Here is a 24,462-nt window from a genome sequence, read left to right as displayed (position 1 = left end):
TGTCCATGCCGTTCAACGGCTTCACTGGACGAGGTTAAGTGCTTGCAAAAGCTGCAAAATAGGCGCGTTTATGGACGGAAACTAGTCTAGTTCCCGTCTGCCGGTAGCTTTTTGCGATAGGAATTTTTTCTTGACTCTGTGCCCTCAGCTATGGTAGATATTCGTCCATGGTGCTGATTTGCGCCAGTGACCCGCCGCTCAGGCGGGTTTTTCGTTTTATGCTCCGTCAGCCTACGCGCCGGCGAAGGCTCCGAAGGAACCCGTTAACCCGAGTTCGTAGCCCTGGAACCTAAGGCAGGACAACGGAGCTTCGGAAACCGATTCTCTGTCTCAATTCACTGTATGTGGACGACGACGTAGCGTCCGCTATAGGCCTGATAATACGTACTGCCGCAGTGCCATATTACGGTGCCATTGACCGAGGTTTTCACGCATGCCGCCGGGAGCCTTGACACATAGATGGTCGAACGACGGATCACTCGGCGTGTGGTACGCCTTGCGACCCCCGCGGCGCTGCCAGGCGTGAGCGGATGACCAACTCTCGCCTGCGCGTCGCCAACGAAGGAGGCGAAAGGTGCAACCGTGTCGACCAAGCCTGCAAACATCATAGCGACGACGATCCCGGCAGCACCGGTCAATCTCAAGCTAATTCTTGTCATTGTTCAACTTCCCTGTCCCTGAGCGGATTACGAGTCAGAAGCATCTCTCCTTTAGAAGATACTAATTTTCGCGTGCAACTACTATCCGAATTGCGCAAATCCGATTGAGCTGATCCATGATGACACGGCTCAACTCGCGCCGGTCACGACCTGCCGGCACGAAAGAATGTTTCTTTGGGGGACTCGCCGAAGAGCAAGCGATAGCTCGCTGCAAAACGGCCGAAATGGGTGATCCCAAGGTCCATCGCCACCTTTGTGACAGTTAGGCCATTCGCACGCGCAGTCGCCAGTTGCCGCCTGGCTTCATTGAGACGGAGCGCCCTGATGAATTCGAGCGGACTCACGGCGAAGGTGGTACGAAAAGCATACTCCAATTGTCGACGGCTGACCCCGACTTCCCTGCACAACCGAATGATCGGCATGTCTTCCCGAATGTGGGCGTGAATGAAGTCCTCGGCGGCCGATGCTTGGCGAAGATGCCGACGGGCAGAACGGTCGATACCGGGGTCGCGATCGTCCGCGACCGCACGAGCTTCGGCAAGTGACCCCAAATATTCTACGAATGCGACGGGAGGGTCCTCCATTTGAACCCCAGCGCTTGCGGCCGTCGCGAAGCGGTCTGCCAATAACTCGATCTGACCCCGAATGGTTCGTGCATAGTTGGGAGTCAGCCGAACGGCGCTGGGGTGGTCTGCCGCTTGCTCGACGATCACTCCCGTGGCACCCGCCTGGATTTCCGCCCATTTCGCCGCCGGAACAACGGCGCCCGCATAGCTGAGACCGGGCTGGACGCTTGCCGTCACTGTCGTGCCGGCGGGGATTGTCACGATCATGTGGTCTTCGAGCGGAATGCCACAGATTGTCGAATCGCAGGCGCGCTCGACAGCCAAAATCACCACGGAGCCGCGATCCAGCTCGCCACTGGCCCGCAAGGCGCAGTTGAATTCGGCCAAATCGATTGCCCACTTGCCGTGGGACTGGATTTGCCGGATGCGCGAAGGCAGGCCCCCGGCCGAGAGCCTATCGACCTTCACCAGCATTCCTGAGGCTGCATTGGCAAGCTGGTCTGGGCCAAGCTGCACATCCCTGTGTGAAGGCGATGATGGCCAGGATGTCAAAATGTACGTCCTTTGCGCAAAGTGGATAGCAGGACCATTCTATTAGGTATAGCGTATGTTCAAATTGCGCGAAATCAATTGCGCGGGAATACTGCCGAGACACGGCTGGTGGGGGAATATGGACAGAGAATTTCGGCAGGGTGCGCTTAGAATATTGAGCACCAGTGCCGGGACTATGACCCGCTGCGGACCCAAAGCCTTCCTAGGCGCGGTCACGGTGCTGGCCAGCTTGGCGATAGTTCCGAGCGTCCACGCAGCGGAAGGCGGCGCGAGCTTCTATCTGCTCGGCTCGCGCGGCCCCATGGCGGGCTTCACCCCGCCGCCAGGCGTCTTCTTCCAGAACGATTTCTACATCTATTCCGGAAACGCAAAGGCCAATCTGGATCTCGGCGGAAGGCTGGTGGCCGACGTCGATGCGAAAGCCCTTATAAACCTCTCGACCGCACTTTGGGTTACTCCCTGGCAGGTCATGGGCGGCAATTTGGCGTTCACGGCGACCGTGCCGATCGGCGGCCCCGATATCACGGGCAGAATTGTTCCGAGCCCGTTGTCGGCATCCGACAGCATCACGACATTTGGCGATCCGGTGCTTGGAACTTTCGTCGGCTGGCACAACGGAGACTTTCACTGGCAGACCGGAGTGAGCGTGAACGTGCCGGTGGGGGATTACCATGAGGGAGACATCGCCAATCTCTCGTTCAACCACTGGGCCGCCGACATCTACGCATCGGGCACGTGGCTGAACTCCGCTACAGGCCTTGAACTCTCGGCGGCAACCGGCATCACCTTCAACGGCGAGGATACGGCGACCCACTACAAGAACGGCACGGATTTCCACTTCGAGGGAACGATCGACCAGCACTTCAGCAAAGCCTTCGACGTTGGCTTGGTTGGCTACTATTACAACCAGCTGACCGATGATAGCGGGTCCGGAGTCCCCCCGGTGCTTGGCGGGTTTAGAGGCGAAGTGGCGGCGATCGGAGCCACCGCGGGCTATAACTTTCAGGTTGGCAAGCTGCCAGTCTCGACCCGGATCAAATATTACCACGAGTTCGATGCCAAGAATCGTCTGGAAGGCGACTCGGTCTTCCTGACGATTGCCATGCCGCTTTGGGTGGCTGGGCACTGACCGGAAGAGGGCGCGCACGTTCGGTCGGTCCAAGCCAAGCCAGCGCCGACAGATCAAGGGAGGGCTAAAAAGTGAATAACGATCAGGACTTGCCGGAAACCGGTATCAGCTCCAAAATCACGCGGCGCGATGCATTGATGGCCGGCACGGCGGCTGTCGTTTCGCGGTTTGCCGCTCCGGTCGGCCTTTCGGGCGCCCTCGCCGGCCTTGCTGGGGTTCAGCCTGCGGCGGCCGAGCCGGCAGCCCCCAACATCGTCTACATCATTTCCGATGATCAGGGCTGGAAGGACGTGGGTTTCCACGGCTCGGACATCAAGACGCCCAACATCGACAAGCTCGCGGCCGAAGGCGCGCGGCTGGAACAATTCTATGCCCAGCCGATGTGCACACCCACCCGCGCTGCGCTGATGACGGGACGCTATCCGTTACGCTACGGGCTGCAGATGGGCGTTATCCCGTCGGGTGGCAGCTACGGTCTTGCCACCGATGAGTATCTCCTACCCCAGATGCTCAAGGACGCAGGATACAAGACCGCGATGGTCGGCAAGTGGCATCTTGGTCACGCAAAGACCGAATACTGGCCGCGCCAGCGCGGATTCGATTCGTTCTACGGCGCCCTGGTCGGCGAAATCGATCATTTCAAGCACGCTTCGCATGGCGTGATGGACTGGTACCGCAACAACAAGCCGCTGCAGGAGCCTGGCTTCGATAATACCTTGTTCGGCAAGGAAGCCGCCAAGGTTATCGAGAAGCATGACGGCAAGGCGCCGCTATTCTTGTATCTGGCATTCACCGCGCCGCATGCGCCGTTCCAAGCACCCGAAGAGTACATCAAAAAATATGCTCATGTCGCCGACGAGCAACGCCGGCTCTATTCCGCCATGGTCTCCGTCATGGACGACGAGATCGGCCGGGTTGTTGCCGCGCTTGAGAAGAAGAAGATGCGCGACAATACCATCGTCATCTTTCAGAGCGACAATGGCGGCGTGCGGGATGCGATGTTTGCGGGTGAATCGAAGGTCGGCAACAGCCTTCCGGCCGACAATGGGCCGTACCGCAGTGGCAAAGGCACACTTTATGAGGGCGGCACCCGCGTCTGCGGCCTGGTGAACTGGCCGGGCAAGGTAAAGGCGGGTGATGTGAACGGCATGATACATGTCTCGGACATCTATCCGACTCTCGCCGGGGTTGCCGGAGCGAAAATGACCAAGAACAAGCCGCTCGATGGCATGGATGTCTGGGAAACGATCAGCGAAGCGAAGCCTTCGCCCCGCAGCGACCTGGTCTACAATGTCGACCCGACCGGCGGCGCAATCCGTGAAGGCGATATGAAGCTTGTATGGTCGGCCGGCGTGTTGGAGCGAATCGAACTGTTCGATCTTGCCGCTGACAAGTCCGAGAAGACGAATCTGGCCGATAAGAATCCCGATAAGGTCAAGGAATTGAAAGGGAAAATCGTGGATCTCGCCAAACAAATGGCGCCGCCACTGCTGATGATGGAAGCGATCAAGCTAACCTTCGGCGCGCCGCCGATCGCCGCCGATTCGTCGTCGTTGTTCAATGAGCTCGGAGACTAGCTGCGCCAGATCGAAGTCCGGAGTTCCAATGGAACAAAGTCATGAATGAGGCGGGCGCGGCTGTGCTATTTACAGGGGATTTGGATCGAGTCCGTTCCGTTCCTGGGCACAGCCCGCCATTCCAAAATATGGTGCGGGTCCCCGGTGGGGAATTCCTGATGGGTTCGGACCACCACTATCCGGAAGAAGCCCCGGCTCACCGCGTCGTGGTGAATGGTTTCTGGATGGATGTGACGGCTGTCACAAATAGGGATTTTACGAAGTTCGTCGCCGAGACGGGGTATGCCACGCTGGCCGAGCGTCCTGCTAATGCAGCCGACTATCCCAGCGCGCCGGCGGAGATGCTTGCCCCCGCATCGGCGATATTCGTCCGGCCGCCACCTGGCACCGATCGAAGCAACCATTACCAGTGGTGGGCCTATGTGAAGGGCGCCAATTGGCGCCATCCACGCGGACCCGCGAGTTCGATCAAGGGTCTCGACGATCACCCCGTAGTCCACATCGCCTTTGAGGATGCTCAAGCCTATGCGAACTGGGCCGGAAAGGTGCTGCCGACGGAGGCCGAATGGGAGTCTGCCGCTCGCGGCGGACTGGATGGCGCCGAGTTCGTATGGGGCGACGAACTCACCCCAGGTGGTCAACATATGGCCAACACGTATCAGGGCGAGTTCCCGTTTCGCAACAATTGCGAGGACGGCTACGAATGGACTGCTCCCGTCGGCTCATTTGCGGCAAACGGCTATGGGCTCTACGACATGGCCGGCAATGTCTGGCAGTGGACGACTGACTGGTACCAGGAGCACAGCCGCATCGAGAGTCCCTGTTGCACGATGACCAATCCGCGCGGTGGCTTGCGCGAGGCGAGCTACGATCCGGCTACGCCCGACATGAGGATTCCGCGCAAGGTTACCAAGGGTGGGTCTTTCCTATGCGCGCCTAGCTACTGTCGGCGTTACCGCCCGGCCGCGCGCATGGCACAGCCTGTAGACACGTCCACTTGCCACCTCGGCTTCCGCTGCATCACGCGTTCGGCGTGAAGAAGCTTGCCCGATGATTGACAAGCACCATCGCGCCGAGAGTGAGCCGACGGGACGCAAAAGGGGAATGATGGCGCCGTCTCAGTCAATTAAGCGGAGGGGTAAGGGAAGTATTTCAGCTCTGTTTCTGCTTACGCTGACGGCGTGCGGCGGAGGGCCGGAAGGCGTTCTCACGCCGATTTCCGCGAACCTGGTGTCGCCGGCGGCATCGGATGTGACAATGCTGGTTGCGACCAGCCGCAAACCTTCCGGCGACCCGGCGACGCTGTTTACAGGCGAGCGCAGCCCGGCACTTTCCTTGACCGACCTGACCATTTCAATTCCACCGAACCGTGCATCCGGCACGGTCGAGTGGCCGAAAAAGCTGCCGCCGAATCCCCAAAAGGAATTCGCCGTTGTTGCCGCCAAGGGCCTTTCTATCCCCGAAGCTCGAGATTGGCTGCATTCTCACAATTCGAACGGCCATGTTCTCGTATTCGTACATGGTTTCAACAACCGCTATGAGGATTCGGTTTTTCGCTTCGCGCAATTCATTCACGACTCGGGAGCAAAGGTCGCGCCTGTCCTTTTTACGTGGCCATCGCGCGCGAGCGTCCTCGGCTACAATTACGACAAGGAAAGCACCAATTTCTCTCGCACCGCATTCGAGCGAACGCTAAAGGCTTTGGCCGATGACCGCAGTGTCACGGATGTTACCGTCATGGCCCACTCAATGGGAACATGGCTTGCCATGGAATCGCTGAGGCAAATGGCCCTGCAGGACGGGCAGGTTTCTCCTAAGATCAAAAATGTAATTCTTGCATCTCCCGACCTCGATGTGGATGTCTTCGGGCGGGAGTGGACCGAACTGGGTCCGAAGAAGCCGAAGTTTACAATCATCGTTTCGCGGGACGACCGGGCACTTGCTGTTTCGCGTCTGATTTCAGGCAATGTCGACCGGGTGGGACAGGTTGATCCATCGGCTGAGCCGTACAAATCAAAGCTGCAGGCAGCCGGAATAACAGTTATCGACCTGACCAACGTGAAGACGAACGACCGCCTGAACCATAGCAAATTCGCTGAAAGTCCGGAAATCGTGAAGCTGCTGGGGACACAATTGGCTTCCGGACAAACGCTGACAGACTCGAGAGTGGGCCTTGGCGACGGGTTGGGCATAGTGATTGCCGGCACCATCGACACGGTCGGCAACGTCGCGGCAACGACGGTCGGTGCTCCCATTACGGCCGTGGAGGGGAAAGCGGACAAACCCGCGCCCGACGAACTGGAGACGATACTGAAGGGCGATGCGACCACCGAGTGATCCGTACTGGAGAACCGACGCACGTTCGCCGCGCCGAGCAAGCTCGATTCCAAAACCTAGCAGGTTGAGTTCGATGCAGGCGGCAAGAAGAGAAGCTGCCTCGTGGAAACCGAAGGCAATGTCAAATCGGTTGAGCCTGCCTGATTGCCATCGGACCCCGCGCGGGGCAAGGGCCGGACAGAAAAGCTTGAATTGTTCGACGGTCGGGCGCTGGATGGCGAGACAGCAGCCGACGACCGACCGCCGGAACTGGCTTCCGAGGCGCTGAAGGGGGGAGAAATTGTGGACACGACGGCGGAGACGGACGTTGCTTCTTTGATTTGGGGCTTCGAACAGCTCGCCGAGCGTTTCGTCTCCGGACTGTTCGCGCGGTTTGCCGCTTTGAGCGGCGTCCCCGTCGAGCTCGAAAACCTGAGGGCCTCGCTCGCGGCCGGGGGTACATCTCTCCTCGTGCTCCTTTTCGAGATTGCCTTGATTGTTGCGCTTGTCGCGGCCGTGTTCATCCTGCTCGCCCGGCGGTTCAAGAAGGCGAGCGCCGCCAAAAGTGGCGCATGGCGCAGATTCTTCGCGGGCGCGACGGCTACCGTGGCGGCATTGGTGATCGGTTTCATTGCTGCGCGGCTGCTGGCCGGTTCTGGCGTGCCTTTGCAAACCCTTCGTCTTTGGACGGTGGTGACCGTGCTCGGCTCCATCATCCTCGCCGCCGTCAGGTCGCTCTTGATGGCATCGCGGCGAACCGAGTTCGCAAAGCGCTCCGTCCATCTGTCGGCGCTCGTGCGCGACCTCTCGCTTGGCATTGGTTTGGCAATCATCGTCGTTGCGCTGCTCGCGACGTTGCGGCTCTGGAGCGTCGGGCCGGCCCTGGAGGATCTGCTGCGAACAGGCTTGGGAATTCCGATTTACCTTCTGTTTGCATGGGCGGTATGGCGGCACAGACGCACAATGGCAGCCGCCGTCGCCGGTCCGCGCCCCAGAAGCCGCTGGCGCACCCGTCTCGCCAAAATGTGGCCGGCAATCGTGATCGCGTTCCTGATAATCACCTTTCTCAGCGCACAGGCCGCGCTGACGCTGGGAGCATCGCTTCGTGGGCCGGCCGTTCTGCTGACCGCGTTGATGTTTCTCGCCGCGCCGCACCTCGACGCAATGATCGGGAACTGGGCGCAGCGCGGGTTGGAGTCTCCTGATATCTCGATCTTGGCAGCGGCAGGGCGACAGACCGCCCGCTTCACCGTCGTGGCTATCTCGATTGCCATGCTGGGAACGCTTTGGGCGACACCGCTGGCTGCCGGGTTCGGCATAGATCTGCGAGAGGTCGCCAAGGGCGCAGCCGGTGTGGCGCTGATCATGTTGATGGCGGCGTTTCTGTGGAACGTGGTCGGCACCGGGACGGCTCGCGCCTTGCGCGCGGAATTGCCCGCCGTAGGTGGTGACGAGGAGGTACTGGGTGTGCCGCATTCACGGCTGGGCACGCTGGTGCCGCTGCTCAGCGCGGTCGGCAAATCGAGCATTCTCGCCTTGGCGCTGCTCTCGATCCTGGTGTCGATCGGGATCAATGTCTGGCCGCTGATCGCCGGCTTGAGCGTGTTCGGGCTGGCCATCGGCTTCGGCTCGCAGACGCTGGTGAAAGACCTGGTCTCTGGGCTGTTTTTCCTGATCGACGATGCATTCCGCTTCGGCGAATATATCGAAACGTCAGGCGCCAAGGGGACGGTAGAGAAAATCTCGGTCCGATCGGTTTCCCTGCGCCATCAGCGCGGTGCCTTGGCGACAATTCCCTATGGCGCGATTGGCAAGATCCAGAATTTCAGCCGCGACTGGATGATCGAGAAACTGACCTTTCGCGTTGCATTCGACACCGACGTCGAAAAAGTCCGAAAGATTTTCAAGAAGATCGGCCAGGATATTTCGGCCAACCCGGAACTTGCTGGAGATCTGCTCGAGCCGTTCAAGAGTCAGGGAATTGGCGAGGTTGAGGACGGTACGCTGGTCATCCGGGCCAAATTCAAGGCGAAAGCCGGCAAGAACTTCATGATCCGCCGCGCCGTTTTGCTCGCCGTGCACCAGGCATTTCAGGATAACGGCATTAAGGCCGTCTCAAAGCCACTGACATCTAATCCCGGAGCATAGAGGTAAGACTGGGGCGCTCGATATGCGGCGTGCTGACATGCATCGGATCGGATTGCCTTCAATCCGCGTCTTGCATTAAACAGATCCAATCAGCATGAAGCGCGTATAATTTTTTGTCGGCAATTCGCCGGAGAACCGCACCTCCCGTAGCGCCGCCATTGCTTCGAAGGCTGCCAGCGAAGCCACGCAGTTGATGTGTGTCGGCTCGCTGAAATAGTCGTTCGATTGCAGCAGTACATTCGTGCCCCGCGGAAGCAGAGCAAGCCAGGCGCGCAGATCGGCTATGTGTTCGCAGCTCGTATTGACCGTCAGGTCCGGCCGCCCGGCCGCATAGTCGAGCGCGTACATATCTGCCGTCAGCGCCCGGAACCGGTCGCCGGCGTCCCGGTTGAGAGTCCCGGCGACCGGCGCGACTTCGGGATCGATGTCGATGCTGTCGATCGCCACGATGTCGAAGCGAGCGTCGTTGAAAAGCATTGCGGGCAATACGCCGTACCATCCACCCAGAACCCATATGCGCCCGAACTGGCCGCCGCAGCTTTCGAACAGCCTATCGAGCGCCCACATCTTGCAGGCGACCTGCTTGTGGTTGAAGGCGTTGGCGATATCGGCCTTCGGATGCTTGCTGATGACGCGCGCCAGTCCGGCAACGAGAGGGTCGTTGACATAGGCGGCAATTCCCCGCGTCAGGTCCAGGGCTTGTTCGTGCCAGTCCATGCCGGCATTGCGCGGTTGCGTGACATCCATCATATTCGTCTTGTATGTTGGGATTTCGGGCGACACAACGCAATCTTGCCTCCCGCAAGGCTGTTCGTTCCGCGGACGTGATCATGCTGCAAGCCGCTTCGCCATTGCCCGATGCCGGAGAGAGCCGGCTGCGTCTGTCCGGACCATCGGGGTTAATCCGCCAGTACCAGCCGCGCAGCTGCAGCCTCGTGCTCGCCTATTCGCCAAAACCCTACGGAAGCCGCGAACCGTCTGAGCGCAGGACAATCTCCCTGCACTGCAGCCCTGAGATTGTCGTTGGCAACGAAGAAATTGCCGATATCCCATTCGCCAGCAGGTGCGTCTCCATCCCGCATCCTTCCAAATGAAGGATCCACAGTCTCATATGGAACCCAGCCTAGCCCGCTATATCTGGACGCACACCAAGAAGCAGCAGCTCTGGATATTGATGATCGTCCTGCTTTCGATGATCCCGTATTTCATGTCCTTCGACCTGCCGAAGCTGATCGTCAACGGCCCGATCCAAGGCAAGGGTTTCGAGCAACCGGGCGCGACCCAGCCATTCATGAGGCTACACTATAACGTGCCGTTCATTGGAGAGGTCCAGTTCTTCTCCGGTTTTCAGCTCGACCGCAAGGAGACGCTGTTTGCCCTGAGCCTTGTGTTCCTCTTGCTGGTCGTCATCAACGGCCTGTTCAAACTGTACATCAACACCTACAAGGGCCGCCTCGGCGAACGTATGCTGCGGCGTATCCGCTTCGATCTGGTCGATCGTGTGCTGCGGTTTCCGCCGGTCTACTTCAAGCGGGTGAAATCCGCCGAAGTGGCGACCATGGTGAAGGACGAGGTGGAGCCGCTGGGCGGCTTCATCGGCGATGCCTTCCTGCAGCCGGTACTGCTCGGCGGCCAGGCGCTGACGTCCATGCTGTTCATCATGATCCAGAACGTCTGGCTCGGAATGATAGCGGTCGTGATCGTGGTGATCCAGATCGTGCTCATCCCGCGAATGCGGCGGCGGCTGATCGTGCTCGGGCGCCAACGGCAGTTGACGGCGCGCGCGCTTTCGGGCCGGGTTGGCGAAATCGTCGACGGCATCGGCGCGGTTCACGTCCACGACACATCAAACTACGAGCGCGCCGACATAGCTGCCCGGCTCGGGCTCATCTTCAAGATCCGCTTCGATCTTTACCAATGGAAATTCATGGTGAAGTTCCTCAACAATTTTCTCGCGCAGCTCACGCCCTTTCTGTTCTACATGATCGGCGGGTATCTGGTCATCCAGGGGCGACTGGACGTCGGCCAGCTCGTGGCCGTGATCGGCGCCTACAAGGACCTGCCCGGACCGATGAAGGAACTGATCGACTGGGATCAGGATCGGCAGGATGTCCAGGTCAAATATCAACAGGTGGTTGAACAGTTCACCGTCGAGAGTCTCATCGCGCCGAAAATCGGGGCATTGACGATCGACGATCCCGAACCGATGACCAACCCCCTGTCGGCGATCGGTCTGTCCATAGCAGACGATGGCGGTGCGATGCTCCTCAACCGTGTCTCCCTCCAGGTCAAGCCGGGTGAGACGGTGGCGCTGGTCAGTACCGCAACAGGTGGAGCGGAGGCGCTTGCAGAAGCTTTCGCGCGGCTGAACTGGCCGGACAGCGGAAGAGTCGCTTCGGGCGCAGACGACCTGCTTGAACTCCCCGAAGCAGTGACCGGCCGGCGCATGTCCTATGCCTCGTCGGATGTTTTCCTGTTCCAGGCAAGCCTTCGCGATAACCTGCTCTACGGGTTGAAGCATGCGCCGCTGACATCGGCGTCTTATGACGGTGTCGCGGCGGACCAGCATCGCTGGAACATCCACGAGGCGCGCCGGTCGGGCAATCCGGATTTTGATATCCACAGCGACTGGATCAACTATGCTTCCGCTGGCGCTACCGGCCCGCACGACCTCTTTGAAGCCGTGCGCCGGGTGCTCGACGCGGTTGTTCTGTCGCGCGATATTCTGGATCTTGGTTTGCGCTCTTCGGCCGACCTCGCGCGTCACACTGAGCTTGCCAGGCGGATCGTCGAACTGCGTGCGGCGCTGCGAACCCGGCTGGACCAGGAAGGGCTGAGCGGACTGGTGGTTCCTTTCGAACCGGGCGCCTACAACAAGGAAGCAACGATCGGCCAAAACCTGCTCTTCGGCGCTGCCGCCGGCCCCGAACTGGCCGACAGGGCTCTTGCCGCCAATCCCTATTTTGCTTCTGTGCTGAGACAAGCCGGCCTCGACCGAACGCTCTACGAAATGGGCATGGAAATCGCCCAACAGGCGATTGAGCTATTTGCCGACCTGCCACCCGATCACCAGTTCTTCCAGCAGCTCGCCTTCATGAGCGCCGACGAGATACCCGCGTACGAAACCTTGCTGCAACGGCTCAAGAATCGTCCCTACGAGGCGGTTTCGGAGAACGACCGTGCCATGATCGTCACCTTGAGTTTTGCCTACATCGAGCCTCGGCACCGCTTCGGCCTGCTGAGCGATGAGCTGATGAGCAAGATCGTCGCTGCCCGCAACCGGTTCTATGAAAACCTGCCGCCCGAACTGCAAACTGCGGTCGAACGGTATGACCCTGCCAGATACATTGCCGCGGCCACCGTCATGGATAATGTCCTGTTCGGGCGTGTGGGCAACAATCATCCCGACGCGCCGGACCGCATACGCTCCATCCTCTATGACATTCTTGACGAGCTGGGGCTTTATGCCGAACTTCTGGATGTTGGCCTGGACTTCAACGTCGGCTCCGGCGGCAGGCGGCTGACCGGTGGACAGCGACAGAAGCTCGATGTTGCCCGAGCCTTGCTCAAGCGTCCCGATTTTCTCATTCTCAACCGGCCACTATCGGCGCTCGACCAACGCATGCAGGATAGGGTGCTGCGAAACGTGCTCGAGGAAGCCAGACGCGACGGCCATTCGCCGGCAATTGTGTGGGTCGTTACGAATCCGTCAATGGCGATGATGTTCGATCGCGTTATCGTCTTCGACTCGGGTCAATTGGTGGAAGACGGAACACACGAGACACTTTTGGCAGAGAACGGTATCTTCAAGGAACTGGTGTCGTAGAGCGATGTCCCGAAGACGGAATTAATTCCATCTGGGCGCCCGTTGCTCTAGTCTGGCAAGCGCGAATTTTGAGGTTTGCGACAATGCTGCTCAAGGATGAAGTTGGAATGCTGCAACGCGTTCCCTTGTTTTCTGGCATCGAGTTGACAAAGCTCAAATTGCTTGCGTTCACATCCGATCGCGTGAGCTACAGCGCCGGCCAGGTCCTTTTCCGGCAGGGCGACGAGGGAGATGCCGCCTATGTCATCCTTTCGGGCAGGGCAGATATTCTGGTCGATTCCGACAGCGGACCGATAAAAGTTGCCGAAATGGTGCCAAATTCGATTGTTGGCGAGATCGCCATACTGTGCAACAGCTCCCGCACTGCCACCGTCAGAGCGGCAAGTCAGCTGGAAGCCTTAAGAATCAGCAAGGAACATTTCCTGAGGCTTATGAAGGAGTCGCCGGAAATGACCATTGAGATATTGCGGGTTCTTGCCGATCGCCTGAGCCACACCACTGCGGATCTGATCGACGCACGAAGCGCCAAATAGCGAATGACGTGCGGTCGATCCTCCCCGTCGTGATAGCACTGGCCTCTTGAGGTCACTGGAGGAAACCAGTCTCGCCTCTTGTTTGGACGCAAATTCGGACGGAAAACTGGTTCACACTGTTCCTGGAATTGCTCTAGCAGCAGTTGTTTGGCTACGATGAGCGACGGGAACCGCGAAGGGACTACCATGGACGACGACGTTTTCCTGGTCAGGTTTTGGGGTGTGCGCGGCAGCATTCCGGTATCGGGGCCAGAATTCTCTCGCTATGGCGGCAACACAAGCTGCATTGAGTTGCGATGTGGTAAGCATACGCTTCTGTTCGACGCGGGCTCTGGCCTGCGGCCTGCCGGCGGGGCGCTTCGGAAGTCGGGAGTGGCCGATTTCGACCTGCTTTTCACCCATTGCCACTACGATCACATCATCGGGCTGCCCTTCTTCGCGCCGATCTACGACCGGGGCGTCAAGGTTACGATTTGGTCCGGGCATCTTGCAGGACGCATGACGACCCGGCAGATGGTCGATGAGTTCATGCGGCCGCCGTGGTTTCCGGTGAAACTGGATGTCTGCAAGGCAAGCCTCGACTGCCGCGATTTCATGCCCGGAGACGTGCTTCGGCCGCGCGAAGGGGTGGTGGTCCGAACCGGCAGTCTTGTTCACCCAGGCGGCTGTATCGGCTATCGGGTCGAATGGGGCGGCCGCGTCGTGGCAGTGATCACAGACACTGAGCACGAGCCGGACAAACTCGATCGCACGGTGCTCGGCCTCATCGAAGATGCCGACCTCGTCATCTACGACTGCACCTACACCGAGGAGGAAATGGAACGACGCCGCGGTAACGGGCACTCGACATGGCAACAGGGCGTCAAACTCTGTGAGGCGGCCGGTGCGCGAGGGCTTGCGCTGTTTCACCACGATGCGACACGCACCGACGAGGAACTGGATGAGATCGAGAAACTGGCCAAAGACAGGTTTGCCGGCGCTTTTGCCGCGCGGGATGGCCAGACGCTCGAATTTCCAGTCTCATTGCACAAAAAGCGCTGAGCTATTTTCCTTTGCCGGCGCTGCGCCCGATCAATGTCCTGATTGGAAGCCATGCGCAGGGGTCAGTCTGTGCAGTGACTGTGAACAGCCGTTCGAGGAAAAGCCAGGCCGATTCATCATGTACGAGATGGTGGGTGAGCAGGCCGACCGGTTCGTCGTCGAATGCATGCTGCAAGTGCGCGATGATAGCCTGGACCAATAAGCCATGATCGCGGCAGCCGCGCGTGCCATGCCAATCCATGATGTCGACATTGCTGTTGATGACCGCCAGTGAGGCCGGTTTCGGCGGCCCATAGACCGACAATGCCGCAAATCCTATCGATCCTAGGTCGGATACCAGGCCGGCGTCGATCCTGTTCCAGGGGGGCACCAGCATCGGAATGGTGCGCGCGCCGTGCAGGCCGGTTACGTGCGACAGCCCGCCAGCCAGTTCATCGAGCACCGCCTCGCGTGGCCGATGGGCGCCGAGTTCCTGCTTTTTCTGACCCTCGGGCGCATGATTTCGATGCAGCCAGCCATGGATGGCGACCGTGGTTTGCGGCGCCTCGTCAAGCCGGGCGACAAGCTTCTCGTCGGTGAGGGCCGGAATGACGGCCAGAGTGACCGGAACCGCGAACTCGCCGGTGAGGTCGAGCAGCCGATCAAGCGAAGGTGTCGGATCCACGGCATCATCGTCGCGCAGCCAGAACTCTGCCTTACGACCCGCCCGCTGCCGGCCCGCCAGTTCTTCCACCAAGGGCTGCCAGATCCGATCGGATGTCATGAAACGGAGACCTTCGGAAGAAGTTCGGCCAGACGCGCCGCTGCAACGCCGAGGGAACGTTCTTCGAGGATGAAACGTCTGGCTTCTGCGGCCATGATGGTTCTTTCGTCGTTACGGGCCAGAAGCCTTTCAATGGCAGAAGCGAACGCCGCCACATCGCTCGGCGGGGTGAGAAACCCGGTCTGGCCATCTCGCACGACTTCCGGCACGCCGGCGATGTCCTGAGCCACCACCGGAAGCCCGGCGGCCTGTGCTTCAAGATAGGCAACGCCATAGGCCTCGCCGAAACCCGGCCAGACGTAAATTCCTCCACCATAGAGGACATCCGGCACGGCGGCTGGCTCAATCGCGCCAAGCCATTCGATACGGTCGGCGGGCAAGCCGGCGAATTGCGCCTTGACCTCGTCACGGGCGGGCCCGTCGCCGACGACCGACATGGTCCAGGGCAGGTGGCCGATCACGCCGAGCGCTTGCGCCAGCATGCGATAGCTTTCGACTTTGTCGCCCGGGCGCATCATGGCAACGGTGACGAGGCGCGTCGGACAACCTCGTCCCGGCATTTCCCGGAATACCGATGTGTCGATGAAGGGCGACAGCATATCAAGAGCGACGTCGGGTATCGCATCTGCCAGTCCCTGACGATCCCTTTGCGTGAAGCAGATGTTCAGCGCCGCCTGCTCGACGGCTCGCACCACCAACGCTTGCGTATCGGCCCACAAACCGGCATTGCGCCGCCTCGAATAGGAAGCTTCCGCTGTCACATATGGGATAGCAAAGGTCGACGCCAGCTCGGGCCCGATCAGGTCGGGCGCTTTATAATAGGGATGATAGCAGAACCATAGATCGGGCTTGCCGTCACGATCCCAAAGCCTGGTCAGCCGCGCGGCTTCCCCTCGGGCCTCTATCTTGAGCGCATCGAAACTTTTCGGCTCCGGTTCGCGTAGATAGAAGCGCAATTCGGATGCCAGTTCGACGCTGTGGCCTCCATGCTCCAGCGCCTTGACCAGCATCCGTGCCATCTGGCGGTCGCCGGAGGCGACGGGATGATTGGGCGACTTCAGCGGCGCGTAGAAGGCAATTCGCATCGCGCGACCCTATCATCGGAAAGCATGCGCAAGTCAATTTCGAAGCATGATCGACTTCACCTTCAAGCAGTGGAATGTGCTATCTGATGCTCATGGAAACAGCTGCCGCGTCCGACCCGTTTGTCGCTTCTCTGCCGGTCTTCGCAAAGTTCGAAAGCGTTGCCGATATCGACAACTATCGGCCTCTCCCCGATGGCTGGGCGCTGGCCACCGCCGACATTGTCGGCTCGACCAAGGCGATCGAGGCTGGACGCTACAAAACAGTCAATATGGCCGGCGCCAGCGTCATTTCGGCGCTGCTCAATGCGCTGGGTCGGCAAGATCTGCCCTTTGTCTTCGGCGGCGACGGCGCGCTCGTCGCGTTTCCCGGCTCGGCGCTGGAGATCACCCGCAACGCGCTGGCGGCTGTCCAAAGATGGGTGGCGGACGAACTGGACCTGACCTTGCGAGCCGCAATCGTGCCGATAAAGGATATTCGAGCCCAAGGCCTCGACGTTCGGGTGGCAAGGTTCCAAGCCTCCGATGCGGTCTTCTATGCCATGTTCGCCGGCGGTGGCGGCAGTTGGGCGGAAGCCGAGATGAAAGCGGGGCGCTACCGTGTCGATCCTGCGCCAGCCGGCGCGCGACCGGATCTGACCGGCCTCTCCTGCCGCTGGAACCCGATCGAGACCCGGCATGGCGAAATCGTCTCGATCATAGCCATACCGGGGGCGTCGCGCGACTTGCGCGGTTTTCAGTATCTGGCATCCGACATCATCGCCCTTGCCCGCAGGCAGGAACGCGATGGCCACCCGGTGCCGGTGAACGGACCGGACTACAGTTTGCTGCCCGCCGGCCTGGATATCGAGGCGCGAGCCACGGCGCCGGCGGGACGGCGGTGGTTGTCGAAGGTGTGGATAGTGTTCCTGATGACGCTTACGGCCGTCACCGATAGATATGGCTGGACGATCGGCAGTTTCGATCCGAAAATCTACAAACGCGACGTGGCCAGCAATTCGGATTTCCGGAAATTCGATGACGGCTTGAAGATGACCATCGACGTTGACGCTGATGTGTTGCAACGGATCGAGAACCGGCTGAAACAGGCGGAAGAGGCGGGCATCTGCAACTATGGCCTACACCGCCAGAAATCGGCCTTGATGACATGCCTCGTCGCCTCGCCTCTGCAGCGCGATCACGTTCATTTCATAGATGGTGCCGCCGGCGGCTATGCGATGGCTGCCGCAAGCTTGAAGGCAAAGTTGCCGGTCTGATGACGGCTTGCGGGAATCCTTTTTCCGCAATATGCCTCGGCCATGGTTCCTGGGACCATGGTAAGCCGCGCCATGGGAACGGCCAGCCTATCCGAATTAACGGGGAAGCAGATTTTTGGACGCTTCACGATCGGCATATGACCGTCTGCTGAACCGTATCTCGACGCACGCCGCGCAAGTCGGCGTGATCGGATTGGGCTATGTCGGGTTGCCGCTGGCAATTGCGGTCGCACGCGCCGGCTTCCCGGTTTTCGGCTTCGACATCGAAGCCCAGAAAGTCGAGAGCCTGAACAGCGGCCAATCCTACATCGAGGCGGTGACGTCGACAGCCCTTGCAGGCCACGTGGCGAGTGGACGGTTCCGCGCCACCGCGGATTTTGCCGAACTGTCCGTCTGCGATATCATCATCATCTGCGTTCCGACACCGCTGACGAAAAACCGTGAGCCGGACCTCTCCTTTGTCAGGAACACCACTGGCACCATCGCAAAGTATCTGCGTCTCGGCCACCTCATCGTGCTGGAATCTACTACCTATCCCGGCACCACCGACGACGTGATCAAGCCCATGCTGGAAGAAACCGGCTTGCAGTCGAGGATAGACTTCTTCCTCGGCTTCTCGCCCGAACGCGAGGATCCCGGCAACCGCAGCTTTGAAGTCGCGACGATCCCGAAGGTCGTGGCAGGTGACGGCGTTGAAGCGGCGACGCTCGTGCAGGCTTTCTACCAAGGCGTGGTCAAAACCGTCGTTCCGGTTTCCACCACGGCGACCGCCGAGGCAGTCAAGCTGACGGAAAACATCTTCCGTTCGGTCAACATAGCCCTCGTCAACGAATTGAAGGTCGTGCTCGGCGCGATGGGCATCGACATCTGGGAGGTGATCGAGGCGGCCAAGAGCAAGCCCTTCGGCTACATGCCTTTCTATCCTGGCCCCGGATTGGGCGGGCACTGCGTTCCGATCGATCCCTTCTACCTGACGTGGAAGGCGCGCGAATACGAACTGCCGACCCGCTTCATCGAGCTGGCGGCAGAGATCAACACTGCCATGCCGCGTCATGTGGTCGATGAACTGGCGAAAGCGCTGGACCGGCGCTGCGGCAAGGCGCTCAGCCGCTCGCGCATTCTCATCATCGGGCTCGCCTATAAGAAGAATGTGCCCGACATACGCGAAAGCCCCTCATTGCGGCTCATTGAACTCATCGAGGAATGGGGCGGCAAGGCGGAATTCCACGATCCGCATGTTCCCGAGATCCCGACCACAAGGGAGCATATGGCGATCAAGGGGCGCCGCTCGGTCGAATTGACCGAGGCGGCCTTGAAGGATTTCGATGCTGTCGTCGTTGCAACCGACCATGACGCGATCGACTATCAGACAATCGCTGATCACGCCCTTCTGATCGTCGACACACGCAATGTTTTTGGCCGTCTCGGGCTCGTCCGAGAGACGGTGGTGAAGGCCTGACTGCGCCCCAGCCGGCGAATTTTCTGGGCGATGTCAGGATCGTGATTGCACTCCGCCCGCAGCTTCGCCACATAACGCCACAAGACATGAATGCAGTTAAGCCTGTTCCTTGGTTGCAAGGACGGTCATTCGGGAAATTCTTTCGCCGTTCTGCCGCCGAAGCCGGCCTCGTTGACTTTGGGGTATCTTTGGGTCGCTGGCGGACTGTGTTATGGCGGATCGAAGGATAATGGCTCCGTCTTCGACGGGTTTCGAGGTGGTATGAGTACGGCGCAAGCAGAAATTTCCACAATTCTCATGGATAAGGTTGCCGATTGGCTGACTCAGTCGGCGCTGGCGGGCAACGAGCTGGAAACATTGGTAAAGGGGTTTTGCGAACGGCTGGCTGCTGCCGGCCTGCCGCTGAAGCGGGTGCATTTGAGCTTTTCGATGCTTCATCCGCTCTATGACGCGCTTGGCTTCACCTGGGTTCGCGGCCAAGGCATGGAAGTGGAAGGCTTCCGCAAAAAGGACGGTGTCCATTCTGACAGATTCCTGACCAGCCCATACTACCATCTGCTCAGCAACAAGCTCGACCATCTGCGGCGTCGGCTCGACCCGTCGGTCCCGTCGGAATTTCCTGTTTTCGATGAACTCAGGCTTATGGGCGTGACCGATTACATTGCTTTCGTCCATCCTTTTAACGGCAATACCAGTCAGGGCATGATCGGGTCCTGGTCTACCGACAGTGCTTCAGGTTTCACCGACAGCATGATTTCGGCGCTGCTGCGTATCCAAAACCATCTCGCCATCGCAACCAAAATGGCGGTGCTCACCAAGCTGGCCGACAACATGATGACCACTTATCTAGGCGGCGACGCCGGCAGACGCGTGCTGGACGGCCAGATCAAGCGCGGCGAGGGCGACACAATCCGAGCCGCGCTGGTCATGGCCGATATGCGCGGGTCGACAAGGCTTGCCGAAACTTCCGGCCGCGAAATCTACATCGATACTCTGAACCAGTTTTTCGATGCCATTGCTGCACCTTTCAATCGCAAAGGCGGGCAGATCATGAGTTTCATAGGGGATGGCTTCATTGCCGTCTACCCTTGCGAAAGGCATCGCTCGCAGTCCGAGATCGCCTGCCAGTCTGCTCTGGCGGCAGCGCACAAAGCCACTGCGCGCATGATCGATCTCAATCTGCGAAGGAAGGAACAGGGGTTGGCCGACATAAAATTTGGCATCGGCCTGCATGTCGGCAACGTGATGTTCGGCAATGTCGGGCTTACCGACCGGCTCACATTCTCTGTCTTCGGCTCGGCAGTAAACGAGGTCCAGCGCCTCCAGACCCTGACCAAGAAATATCCGCACTGCGTTCTCGCCAGCAAGGACTTCGCCGGCTATTGCGGCGCTAACAGCTGGCTAACGCTCGGCAACGAGGAACTGGCGGGGGTCAAGCAGAAGCTGACGGTGCTTTCACCCGATCTGTCGGGCGCTCTCGCACTCGATGAAGACCGTGCGCTGGAGCCGACTTACGACCGGAGATCGGAGGCCGAGCAGGTCATGCTGCTTCATCGCGATGCCGCTCGGCTGTCGGCGGGCGACCCGAGGAAGCTCCAGTAGCTCGCCCCAATCTGATCCGAACACCTTTGGTAACCGGTCCGGTCGCCGGATTCGCCACTGGCGACCGCTTCGAATCCAAGTTGCTCTAGGCTGGTAATGCGCTAGTCTCGCTTTCTGGGCCTGCCGCTCGGCAGGCCGCCAGGGTGGGGCTGGTGTGAGAATGAATTCGGGTGTTGATCTACTGCGGGTCGAAGATGTTGGCATCTCTTTTGCCATTGTCGGGGGACCGTTGCATGCCGTCAGGCGTGCAAATCTTCGCGTCCTGCCCGGCAAGGTTACCGCGCTTGTGGGCGAGTCCGGTTCCGGAAAATCGGTTCTTAGCCAGGCAGTGATGGGCATTTTGCCGAACACAGCCCATGTTCGTGGCCGTATCCTATTTTCCGATCCTGAAAAGCCTGGCACGACGCAGGATATCCTGCAGATGCCGCGTGATGGACCCGAAATCCGGGCGTTGAGAGGCAGCCGCATCGGCAAGATTTTTCAGGAGCCGATGATATCGCTGTCGCCGCTGCACACGATCGGCAACCAGGTTAGCGAATCCCTGCAGATTCATACGCCCCTGCCTCGGGCAGAGCGCAAGGCGCGGACCGAGGAAATGCTCAGCCTTGTCGGCTTTCCTAATCCCAAGCGCGCCTATGACATGTATCCGTTTGAACTTTCGGGAGGACTGCGTCAGCGCGCCATGATCGCCATGGCGCTTATCTGCCGGCCCGCCCTGTTGATCGCCGACGAGCCGACGACGGCGTTGGACGTCACCATCCAGGCGCAAATCCTGCAATTGCTGCGCGGGCTTCAGAGCAAGCTGAACATGGCGATGCTGCTGATCACGCACGACCTCGGCGTGGTCGCCAATGTCGCCGACGAGGTTGTGGTTATCTACCATGGCGAGATCATGGAAGCGGGACCTGTCGAGGCGATATTCCGCCGGCCAGGTCACCCTTACCTGAGGGGCCTGATGGCAGCCGTTCCGCATTTCGACCTGAAGCCTGGTGAAAGGCTAAAGGCGCTCCGCGAGGTGCCTGTGAATGTCGGGAACCTGCTCGGCAAACAGACGGCGCCGGCATCGAAGGGGCCGGACGACATCCTGCTATCGGTCAGGGATCTGGAAAAGACCTTCACCATCCGCAAGTCCGGATGGTTCGGCGGCGATCATCAAACCTCTGTTCGCGCCGTAGATGGCGTGAGCTTCGATATCAGGCGGGGTGAGTGCCTGGGTCTGGTCGGCGAAAGCGGCTCCGGCAAAACCACCGTCAGCAAGATCCTCATGCGGGCTGTCACCCCTAGCGGCGGCTCTGTGATCTTCAACGGCCGCGATGGACCGATCGACGTCTTGGAAGGCAAGGGAGACGCCCTGCGCCTGCTGCGAGCGAAAATCCAAATGGTCTTCCAGGATCCGGTTTCGTCGCTTTCACCTCGCATGACGGTGGAGAACATCTTGAGCGAGCCGTTGGAAATCCATCAACGGGGCAATGCCGCATCCCGACTAGCCACGGTCAAGAGCCTTATGCAGGCAATCGGGCTCGATCCGCGCTTCATCAAGCGTTATCCGCACAGTTTCTCCGGCGGGCAGCGTCAGCGTATCGGCATCGCGCGCGCGTTGGCGCTGGGGCCTGAACTCCTGATCTGCGACGAGCCGGTTTCGGCGCTCGATGTCTCTGTCCAGGCGCAGATCCTGAACCTCTTGAAGGACCTGCAGAAGGAACTGGGCCTGACCTACCTATTCATATCCCACAACCTGGCGGTGGTGGACTACATGGCAGACCGCATCGCAGTGATGTGCGGCGGGCGTATAGTCGAGCTTGCCCCGCGCGAAATTCTGCTTAGGAAACCGGTCCACCCCTACACGCGCTCACTGGTCGCCGCGGTGCCTTTTCCCGATCTCGACAGACCGATGGATTTCAAGACGTTGAAGCTCAGCGGCGCCTCCGACACCAGCGCATGGGGACCGCAATTCCGCGACGAGGGCGACGAGGGTATGCTGTCGCCGCTCGATCTTGGCGGCGGCCACCTCGTGCTGGCCCGACGTTCGGCCGATGTCAGCGAGCTACGCCCTTGATCAGCCGGCGCACCGTCCTTGGGCTCATGACTTCGGCATTTCTGCCGGGCACGTTGCACGCAGGCGACCTGGAGCCGGAATTTTTTCTGCCGCAGCTGAAGGCCAGGGCGCTGCCGGGACTCACTGAGCGCCTGCCCAAGAGCCCGCGCGTGTTGAATCTCGCTGCGATGGGCCGGCAGCCCGGCCAGTATGGCGGCACGCTGCGCACGATCATCGGCAGCCAGAAAGACATCCGGATGATGACGATCTATGGGTATGCTCGCCTGGTCGGCTATGACGAAAAGCTTAACATGCAACCCGACATTCTCGAAAGTTTCGACGTAGTCCATGATCGCGTCTTCACTTTCAAGATGCGGGAAGGACATAAATGGTCTGACGGCAGCCTGTTGACGCCGGAGGACTTTCGCTATTGCTGGGAAGATGTCTGGCTGAACGATGAGCTTTCGCAAGGCGGCCTTGCCCCGGGCCTGCTGGCGGATGGCAAGCCGCCACGTTTCGAGATCGTCGACCCGTTGACGGTCCGCTACAGTTGGGAGGCGCCAAATCCCGACTTCCTGCCCAAGCTCGCTGCCGCCTCGCCGCTATCGCTTGTCCTGCCGGCCGCCTATCTCAAGCAGTTCCACAAGAAATACCAGGATCCATTCCGGCTCGCCGGCCTCATGACGGAGAACCGGGTCCAGAAATGGACGCTCCTGCATATCCGCATGTCGCGGCAGTATCGCCCGGAGAACCCGGAACTGCCGACGCTCGATCCCTGGCAGAACCGGACCAAACCGCCGGCTGAGCAGTTCATCTTCGAGCGAAACCCGTTCTTCCATCGGACAGACGAGAATGGCCGGCAACTGCCCTATGTTGACCGGATTGTCTTGAACGTCAGCTCGTCGGCCATCATTTCCGCCAAGACCGGTGCGGGCGAGAGCGACCTGCAAGCCATGGGAATTGACTTCGCCGATTACTCCTTCCTGAAGGATACGGAGAAGCGCTATCCGGTGAAGATGCATCTCTGGAAACGCACTCAGGGTTCGCGGCTGGCGCTGCTGCCCAATCTGAATTGTGCCGATCAGGTGTGGCGTGGCCTTTTTCGTGACGTGCGCGTGCGCCGCGCACTGTCGCTCGCTGTGGACAGGCGCGAGATCAATCTGGCCGTGTTCTACGGATTGGCACAGGAAAGTGCAGATACGGTCCTGCCGGAGAGCCCGCTCTACCGGCCGGAATTCGCGAAGGCCTGGGTCGCCCATGATCCCGACCAGGCCAACGCCCTGCTCGACGAGGTCGGGCTTCAGGCGCGCGACGCTGATGGCCTGCGGATACTTCCCGATGGACGCCCGGCGCAGATCATAGTGGAAACGGCCGGCGAAAGCACGTTGGAAACCGACGCGCTCGAACTCATCACCGATCACTGGCGCCAGATTGGCATCGCCCTGTTCGTACGGACTTCTCAGCGCGACATCTTCCGCAGCCGCGCGCTTGGCGGCCAGATCATGATGTCGATGTGGTCGGGCATCGACAATGGCGTGCCGACCCCCGACATGAACCCGTACCAGTTGGCCCCCACCATCGACGACCAGCTGCAATGGCCGCTTTGGGGTGCTTACTATCTGTCCCATGGCAAGATGGGTGAGGCGCCCGATCTTCCTGAAGTGGTCGAGTTGGTGGCTTTACTCAAACGCTGGAACGCATCGACCGATGCCGCGGAGCGCGCCGAAATCTGGAATTCAATGCTATCGATCTACACCGATCAGGTGTTTTCGATCGGCACGGTGAACGGAACACATCAGCCGGTTCTGGCGTCCTCACGACTGCGCAATCTGCCTGACAAGGCGCTCTACGGCTATGACCCGACCGCCTATTTCGGTGTCTACATGCCGGATACATTCTGGCTTGGAGAGTCCTGAGC

General features: G+C 59.8%; 19 protein-coding genes. 14 read left to right on the top strand and 5 right to left on the bottom strand.

Annotation, left to right across the window (positions count from 1 at the left end; translation table 11 throughout):
- Positions 1 to 335: 335 nt before the first annotated feature.
- Complete coding sequence (locus NKJ90_RS26745; RefSeq protein WP_245266830.1) at positions 336 to 608, bottom strand: hypothetical protein; 273 nt, start codon at positions 606 to 608, stop codon at positions 336 to 338.
- 194 nt (positions 609 to 802) lie between these two features.
- On the bottom strand, positions 803 to 1,699 hold the full coding sequence (locus NKJ90_RS26740; RefSeq protein ID WP_352487159.1) for an AraC family transcriptional regulator: 897 nt from the start codon (positions 1,697 to 1,699) through the stop codon (positions 803 to 805).
- Positions 1,700 to 1,832: 133 nt separating this feature from the next.
- Between NKJ90_RS26740 and NKJ90_RS26735 the strand changes: the two genes are divergently transcribed.
- The 5 genes from NKJ90_RS26735 (at position 1,833) to NKJ90_RS26715 (ending at position 8,947) form a co-directional block, all read left to right on the top strand.
- A complete protein-coding gene (locus NKJ90_RS26735; RefSeq protein ID WP_245266828.1) occupies positions 1,833 to 2,906 on the top strand; it encodes a SphA family protein in 1,074 nt (357 codons plus the stop codon).
- A 71-nt stretch (positions 2,907 to 2,977) separates the two neighbouring features.
- Entirely contained in the window at positions 2,978 to 4,483 is a 1,506-nt protein-coding gene (locus NKJ90_RS26730; protein ID WP_023762183.1) for an arylsulfatase B, read from the top strand.
- Positions 4,484 to 4,611: 128 nt separating this feature from the next.
- The gene (locus NKJ90_RS26725; protein WP_050589591.1) at positions 4,612 to 5,520 is read left to right on the top strand and encodes a formylglycine-generating enzyme family protein; all 909 of its coding nucleotides are present in this window, start codon (positions 4,612 to 4,614) and stop codon (positions 5,518 to 5,520) included.
- Positions 5,521 to 5,587: 67 nt separating this feature from the next.
- Complete coding sequence (locus tag NKJ90_RS26720; RefSeq protein ID WP_031261073.1) at positions 5,588 to 6,820, top strand: alpha/beta hydrolase; 1,233 nt, start codon at positions 5,588 to 5,590, stop codon at positions 6,818 to 6,820.
- 144 nt (positions 6,821 to 6,964) lie between these two features.
- Positions 6,965 to 8,947, top strand: a complete 1,983-nt coding sequence (locus NKJ90_RS26715) for a mechanosensitive ion channel domain-containing protein (protein WP_352487158.1) — start codon at positions 6,965 to 6,967, stop codon at positions 8,945 to 8,947.
- Positions 8,948 to 9,022: 75 nt separating this feature from the next.
- Here the strand turns inward: NKJ90_RS26715 and NKJ90_RS26710 are convergent, their stop codons facing one another.
- Positions 9,023 to 9,697 carry a hypothetical protein gene (locus NKJ90_RS26710; protein ID WP_031261069.1) on the bottom strand — a complete coding sequence of 225 codons (675 nt, stop codon included), beginning with the start codon at positions 9,695 to 9,697 and terminating at the stop codon, positions 9,023 to 9,025.
- A gap of 80 nt (positions 9,698 to 9,777) precedes the next feature.
- On the opposite strand from NKJ90_RS26710, the gene NKJ90_RS26705 reads away from it, so the two are divergent.
- The 4 genes from NKJ90_RS26705 (at position 9,778) to NKJ90_RS26690 (ending at position 14,347) form a co-directional block, all read left to right on the top strand.
- Positions 9,778 to 10,041, top strand: coding sequence for a hypothetical protein (locus NKJ90_RS26705; RefSeq protein ID WP_156938620.1), 264 nt, complete (start codon positions 9,778 to 9,780; stop codon positions 10,039 to 10,041).
- A 17-nt stretch (positions 10,042 to 10,058) separates the two neighbouring features.
- Positions 10,059 to 12,773 carry an ABC transporter transmembrane domain-containing protein gene (locus NKJ90_RS26700; protein ID WP_023762178.1) on the top strand — a complete coding sequence of 905 codons (2,715 nt, stop codon included), beginning with the start codon at positions 10,059 to 10,061 and terminating at the stop codon, positions 12,771 to 12,773.
- Positions 12,774 to 12,856: 83 nt separating this feature from the next.
- Positions 12,857 to 13,306, top strand: a complete 450-nt coding sequence (locus NKJ90_RS26695) for a cyclic nucleotide-binding domain-containing protein (protein ID WP_023762177.1) — start codon at positions 12,857 to 12,859, stop codon at positions 13,304 to 13,306.
- Between the two features lie 186 nt (positions 13,307 to 13,492).
- Positions 13,493 to 14,347 carry an MBL fold metallo-hydrolase gene (locus NKJ90_RS26690; RefSeq protein ID WP_023762176.1) on the top strand — a complete coding sequence of 285 codons (855 nt, stop codon included), beginning with the start codon at positions 13,493 to 13,495 and terminating at the stop codon, positions 14,345 to 14,347.
- Between the two features lies 1 nt (position 14,348).
- Here the strand turns inward: NKJ90_RS26690 and NKJ90_RS26685 are convergent, their stop codons facing one another.
- Together NKJ90_RS26685 and NKJ90_RS26680 are read right to left on the bottom strand one after the other, a co-directional pair.
- The gene (locus NKJ90_RS26685) at positions 14,349 to 15,110 is read right to left on the bottom strand and encodes a polysaccharide deacetylase family protein (RefSeq protein ID WP_023762175.1); all 762 of its coding nucleotides are present in this window, start codon (positions 15,108 to 15,110) and stop codon (positions 14,349 to 14,351) included.
- Positions 15,107 to 16,195: a glycosyltransferase family 4 protein gene (locus tag NKJ90_RS26680; RefSeq protein WP_023762174.1), complete on the bottom strand. Its 1,089-nt coding sequence runs from the start codon at positions 16,193 to 16,195 to the stop codon at positions 15,107 to 15,109. The genes NKJ90_RS26685 and NKJ90_RS26680 overlap by 4 nt, the downstream gene beginning before the upstream one ends.
- 92 nt (positions 16,196 to 16,287) lie before the next feature.
- On the opposite strand from NKJ90_RS26680, the gene NKJ90_RS26675 reads away from it, so the two are divergent.
- The 5 genes from NKJ90_RS26675 (at position 16,288) to NKJ90_RS26655 (ending at position 24,460) form a co-directional block, all read left to right on the top strand.
- Positions 16,288 to 17,448 (top strand): DUF3095 domain-containing protein, encoded by a 1,161-nt coding sequence (locus NKJ90_RS26675; RefSeq protein WP_031261064.1) that lies wholly within the window; start codon positions 16,288 to 16,290, stop codon positions 17,446 to 17,448.
- 115 nt (positions 17,449 to 17,563) lie between these two features.
- Positions 17,564 to 18,907, top strand: a complete 1,344-nt coding sequence (locus NKJ90_RS26670; protein ID WP_023762172.1) for a nucleotide sugar dehydrogenase — start codon at positions 17,564 to 17,566, stop codon at positions 18,905 to 18,907.
- 261 nt (positions 18,908 to 19,168) lie between these two features.
- Entirely contained in the window at positions 19,169 to 20,509 is a 1,341-nt protein-coding gene (locus NKJ90_RS26665; RefSeq protein ID WP_031261062.1) for an adenylate/guanylate cyclase domain-containing protein, read from the top strand.
- Between the two features lie 160 nt (positions 20,510 to 20,669).
- Positions 20,670 to 22,565 carry an ABC transporter ATP-binding protein gene (locus tag NKJ90_RS26660; protein WP_023762170.1) on the top strand — a complete coding sequence of 632 codons (1,896 nt, stop codon included), beginning with the start codon at positions 20,670 to 20,672 and terminating at the stop codon, positions 22,563 to 22,565.
- Positions 22,562 to 24,460: an ABC transporter substrate-binding protein gene (locus tag NKJ90_RS26655; RefSeq protein ID WP_352487157.1), complete on the top strand. Its 1,899-nt coding sequence runs from the start codon at positions 22,562 to 22,564 to the stop codon at positions 24,458 to 24,460. Before NKJ90_RS26660 ends, NKJ90_RS26655 begins: the two co-directional genes overlap by 4 nt.
- Positions 24,461 to 24,462 lie beyond the last annotated feature (2 nt).

This window comes from Mesorhizobium sp. M0051 (assembly GCF_040323235.1).
In the GTDB taxonomy this organism is placed as follows: Bacteria; Pseudomonadota; Alphaproteobacteria; order Rhizobiales; family Rhizobiaceae; genus Mesorhizobium.
The sequence above is the reverse complement of the archived record's forward strand: the minus strand, read 5'-3'. Positions and strand labels throughout refer to the sequence as shown.

Bases quoted from the DNA above. Each gene is read 5' to 3' on its own strand.
- NKJ90_RS26705 (WP_156938620.1), top strand. From the start codon at position 9,778: ATGCTGCAAGCCGCTTCGCCATTGCCCGATGCCGGAGAGAGCCGGCTG.
- NKJ90_RS26675 (WP_031261064.1), top strand. From the start codon at position 16,288: ATGGAAACAGCTGCCGCGTCCGACCCGTTTGTCGCTTCTCTGCCGGTC.
- NKJ90_RS26700 (WP_023762178.1), top strand. From the start codon at position 10,059: ATGGAACCCAGCCTAGCCCGCTATATCTGGACGCACACCAAGAAGCAG.
- NKJ90_RS26740 (WP_352487159.1), bottom strand. From the start codon at position 1,699: ATGCTGGTGAAGGTCGATAGGCTCTCGGCCGGGGGCCTGCCTTCGCGC.
- NKJ90_RS26745 (WP_245266830.1), bottom strand. From the start codon at position 608: ATGATGTTTGCAGGCTTGGTCGACACGGTTGCACCTTTCGCCTCCTTC.
- NKJ90_RS26735 (WP_245266828.1), top strand. From the start codon at position 1,833: ATGTTCAAATTGCGCGAAATCAATTGCGCGGGAATACTGCCGAGACAC.
- NKJ90_RS26725 (WP_050589591.1), top strand. From the start codon at position 4,612: ATGGTGCGGGTCCCCGGTGGGGAATTCCTGATGGGTTCGGACCACCAC.
- NKJ90_RS26695 (WP_023762177.1), top strand. From the start codon at position 12,857: ATGCTGCTCAAGGATGAAGTTGGAATGCTGCAACGCGTTCCCTTGTTT.
- NKJ90_RS26685 (WP_023762175.1), bottom strand. From the start codon at position 15,110: ATGACATCCGATCGGATCTGGCAGCCCTTGGTGGAAGAACTGGCGGGC.
- NKJ90_RS26660 (WP_023762170.1), top strand. From the start codon at position 20,670: ATGAATTCGGGTGTTGATCTACTGCGGGTCGAAGATGTTGGCATCTCT.
- NKJ90_RS26690 (WP_023762176.1), top strand. From the start codon at position 13,493: ATGGACGACGACGTTTTCCTGGTCAGGTTTTGGGGTGTGCGCGGCAGC.
- NKJ90_RS26665 (WP_031261062.1), top strand. From the start codon at position 19,169: ATGAGTACGGCGCAAGCAGAAATTTCCACAATTCTCATGGATAAGGTT.
- NKJ90_RS26720 (WP_031261073.1), top strand. From the start codon at position 5,588: ATGATGGCGCCGTCTCAGTCAATTAAGCGGAGGGGTAAGGGAAGTATT.
- NKJ90_RS26710 (WP_031261069.1), bottom strand. From the start codon at position 9,697: ATGATGGATGTCACGCAACCGCGCAATGCCGGCATGGACTGGCACGAA.
- NKJ90_RS26680 (WP_023762174.1), bottom strand. From the start codon at position 16,195: ATGCGAATTGCCTTCTACGCGCCGCTGAAGTCGCCCAATCATCCCGTC.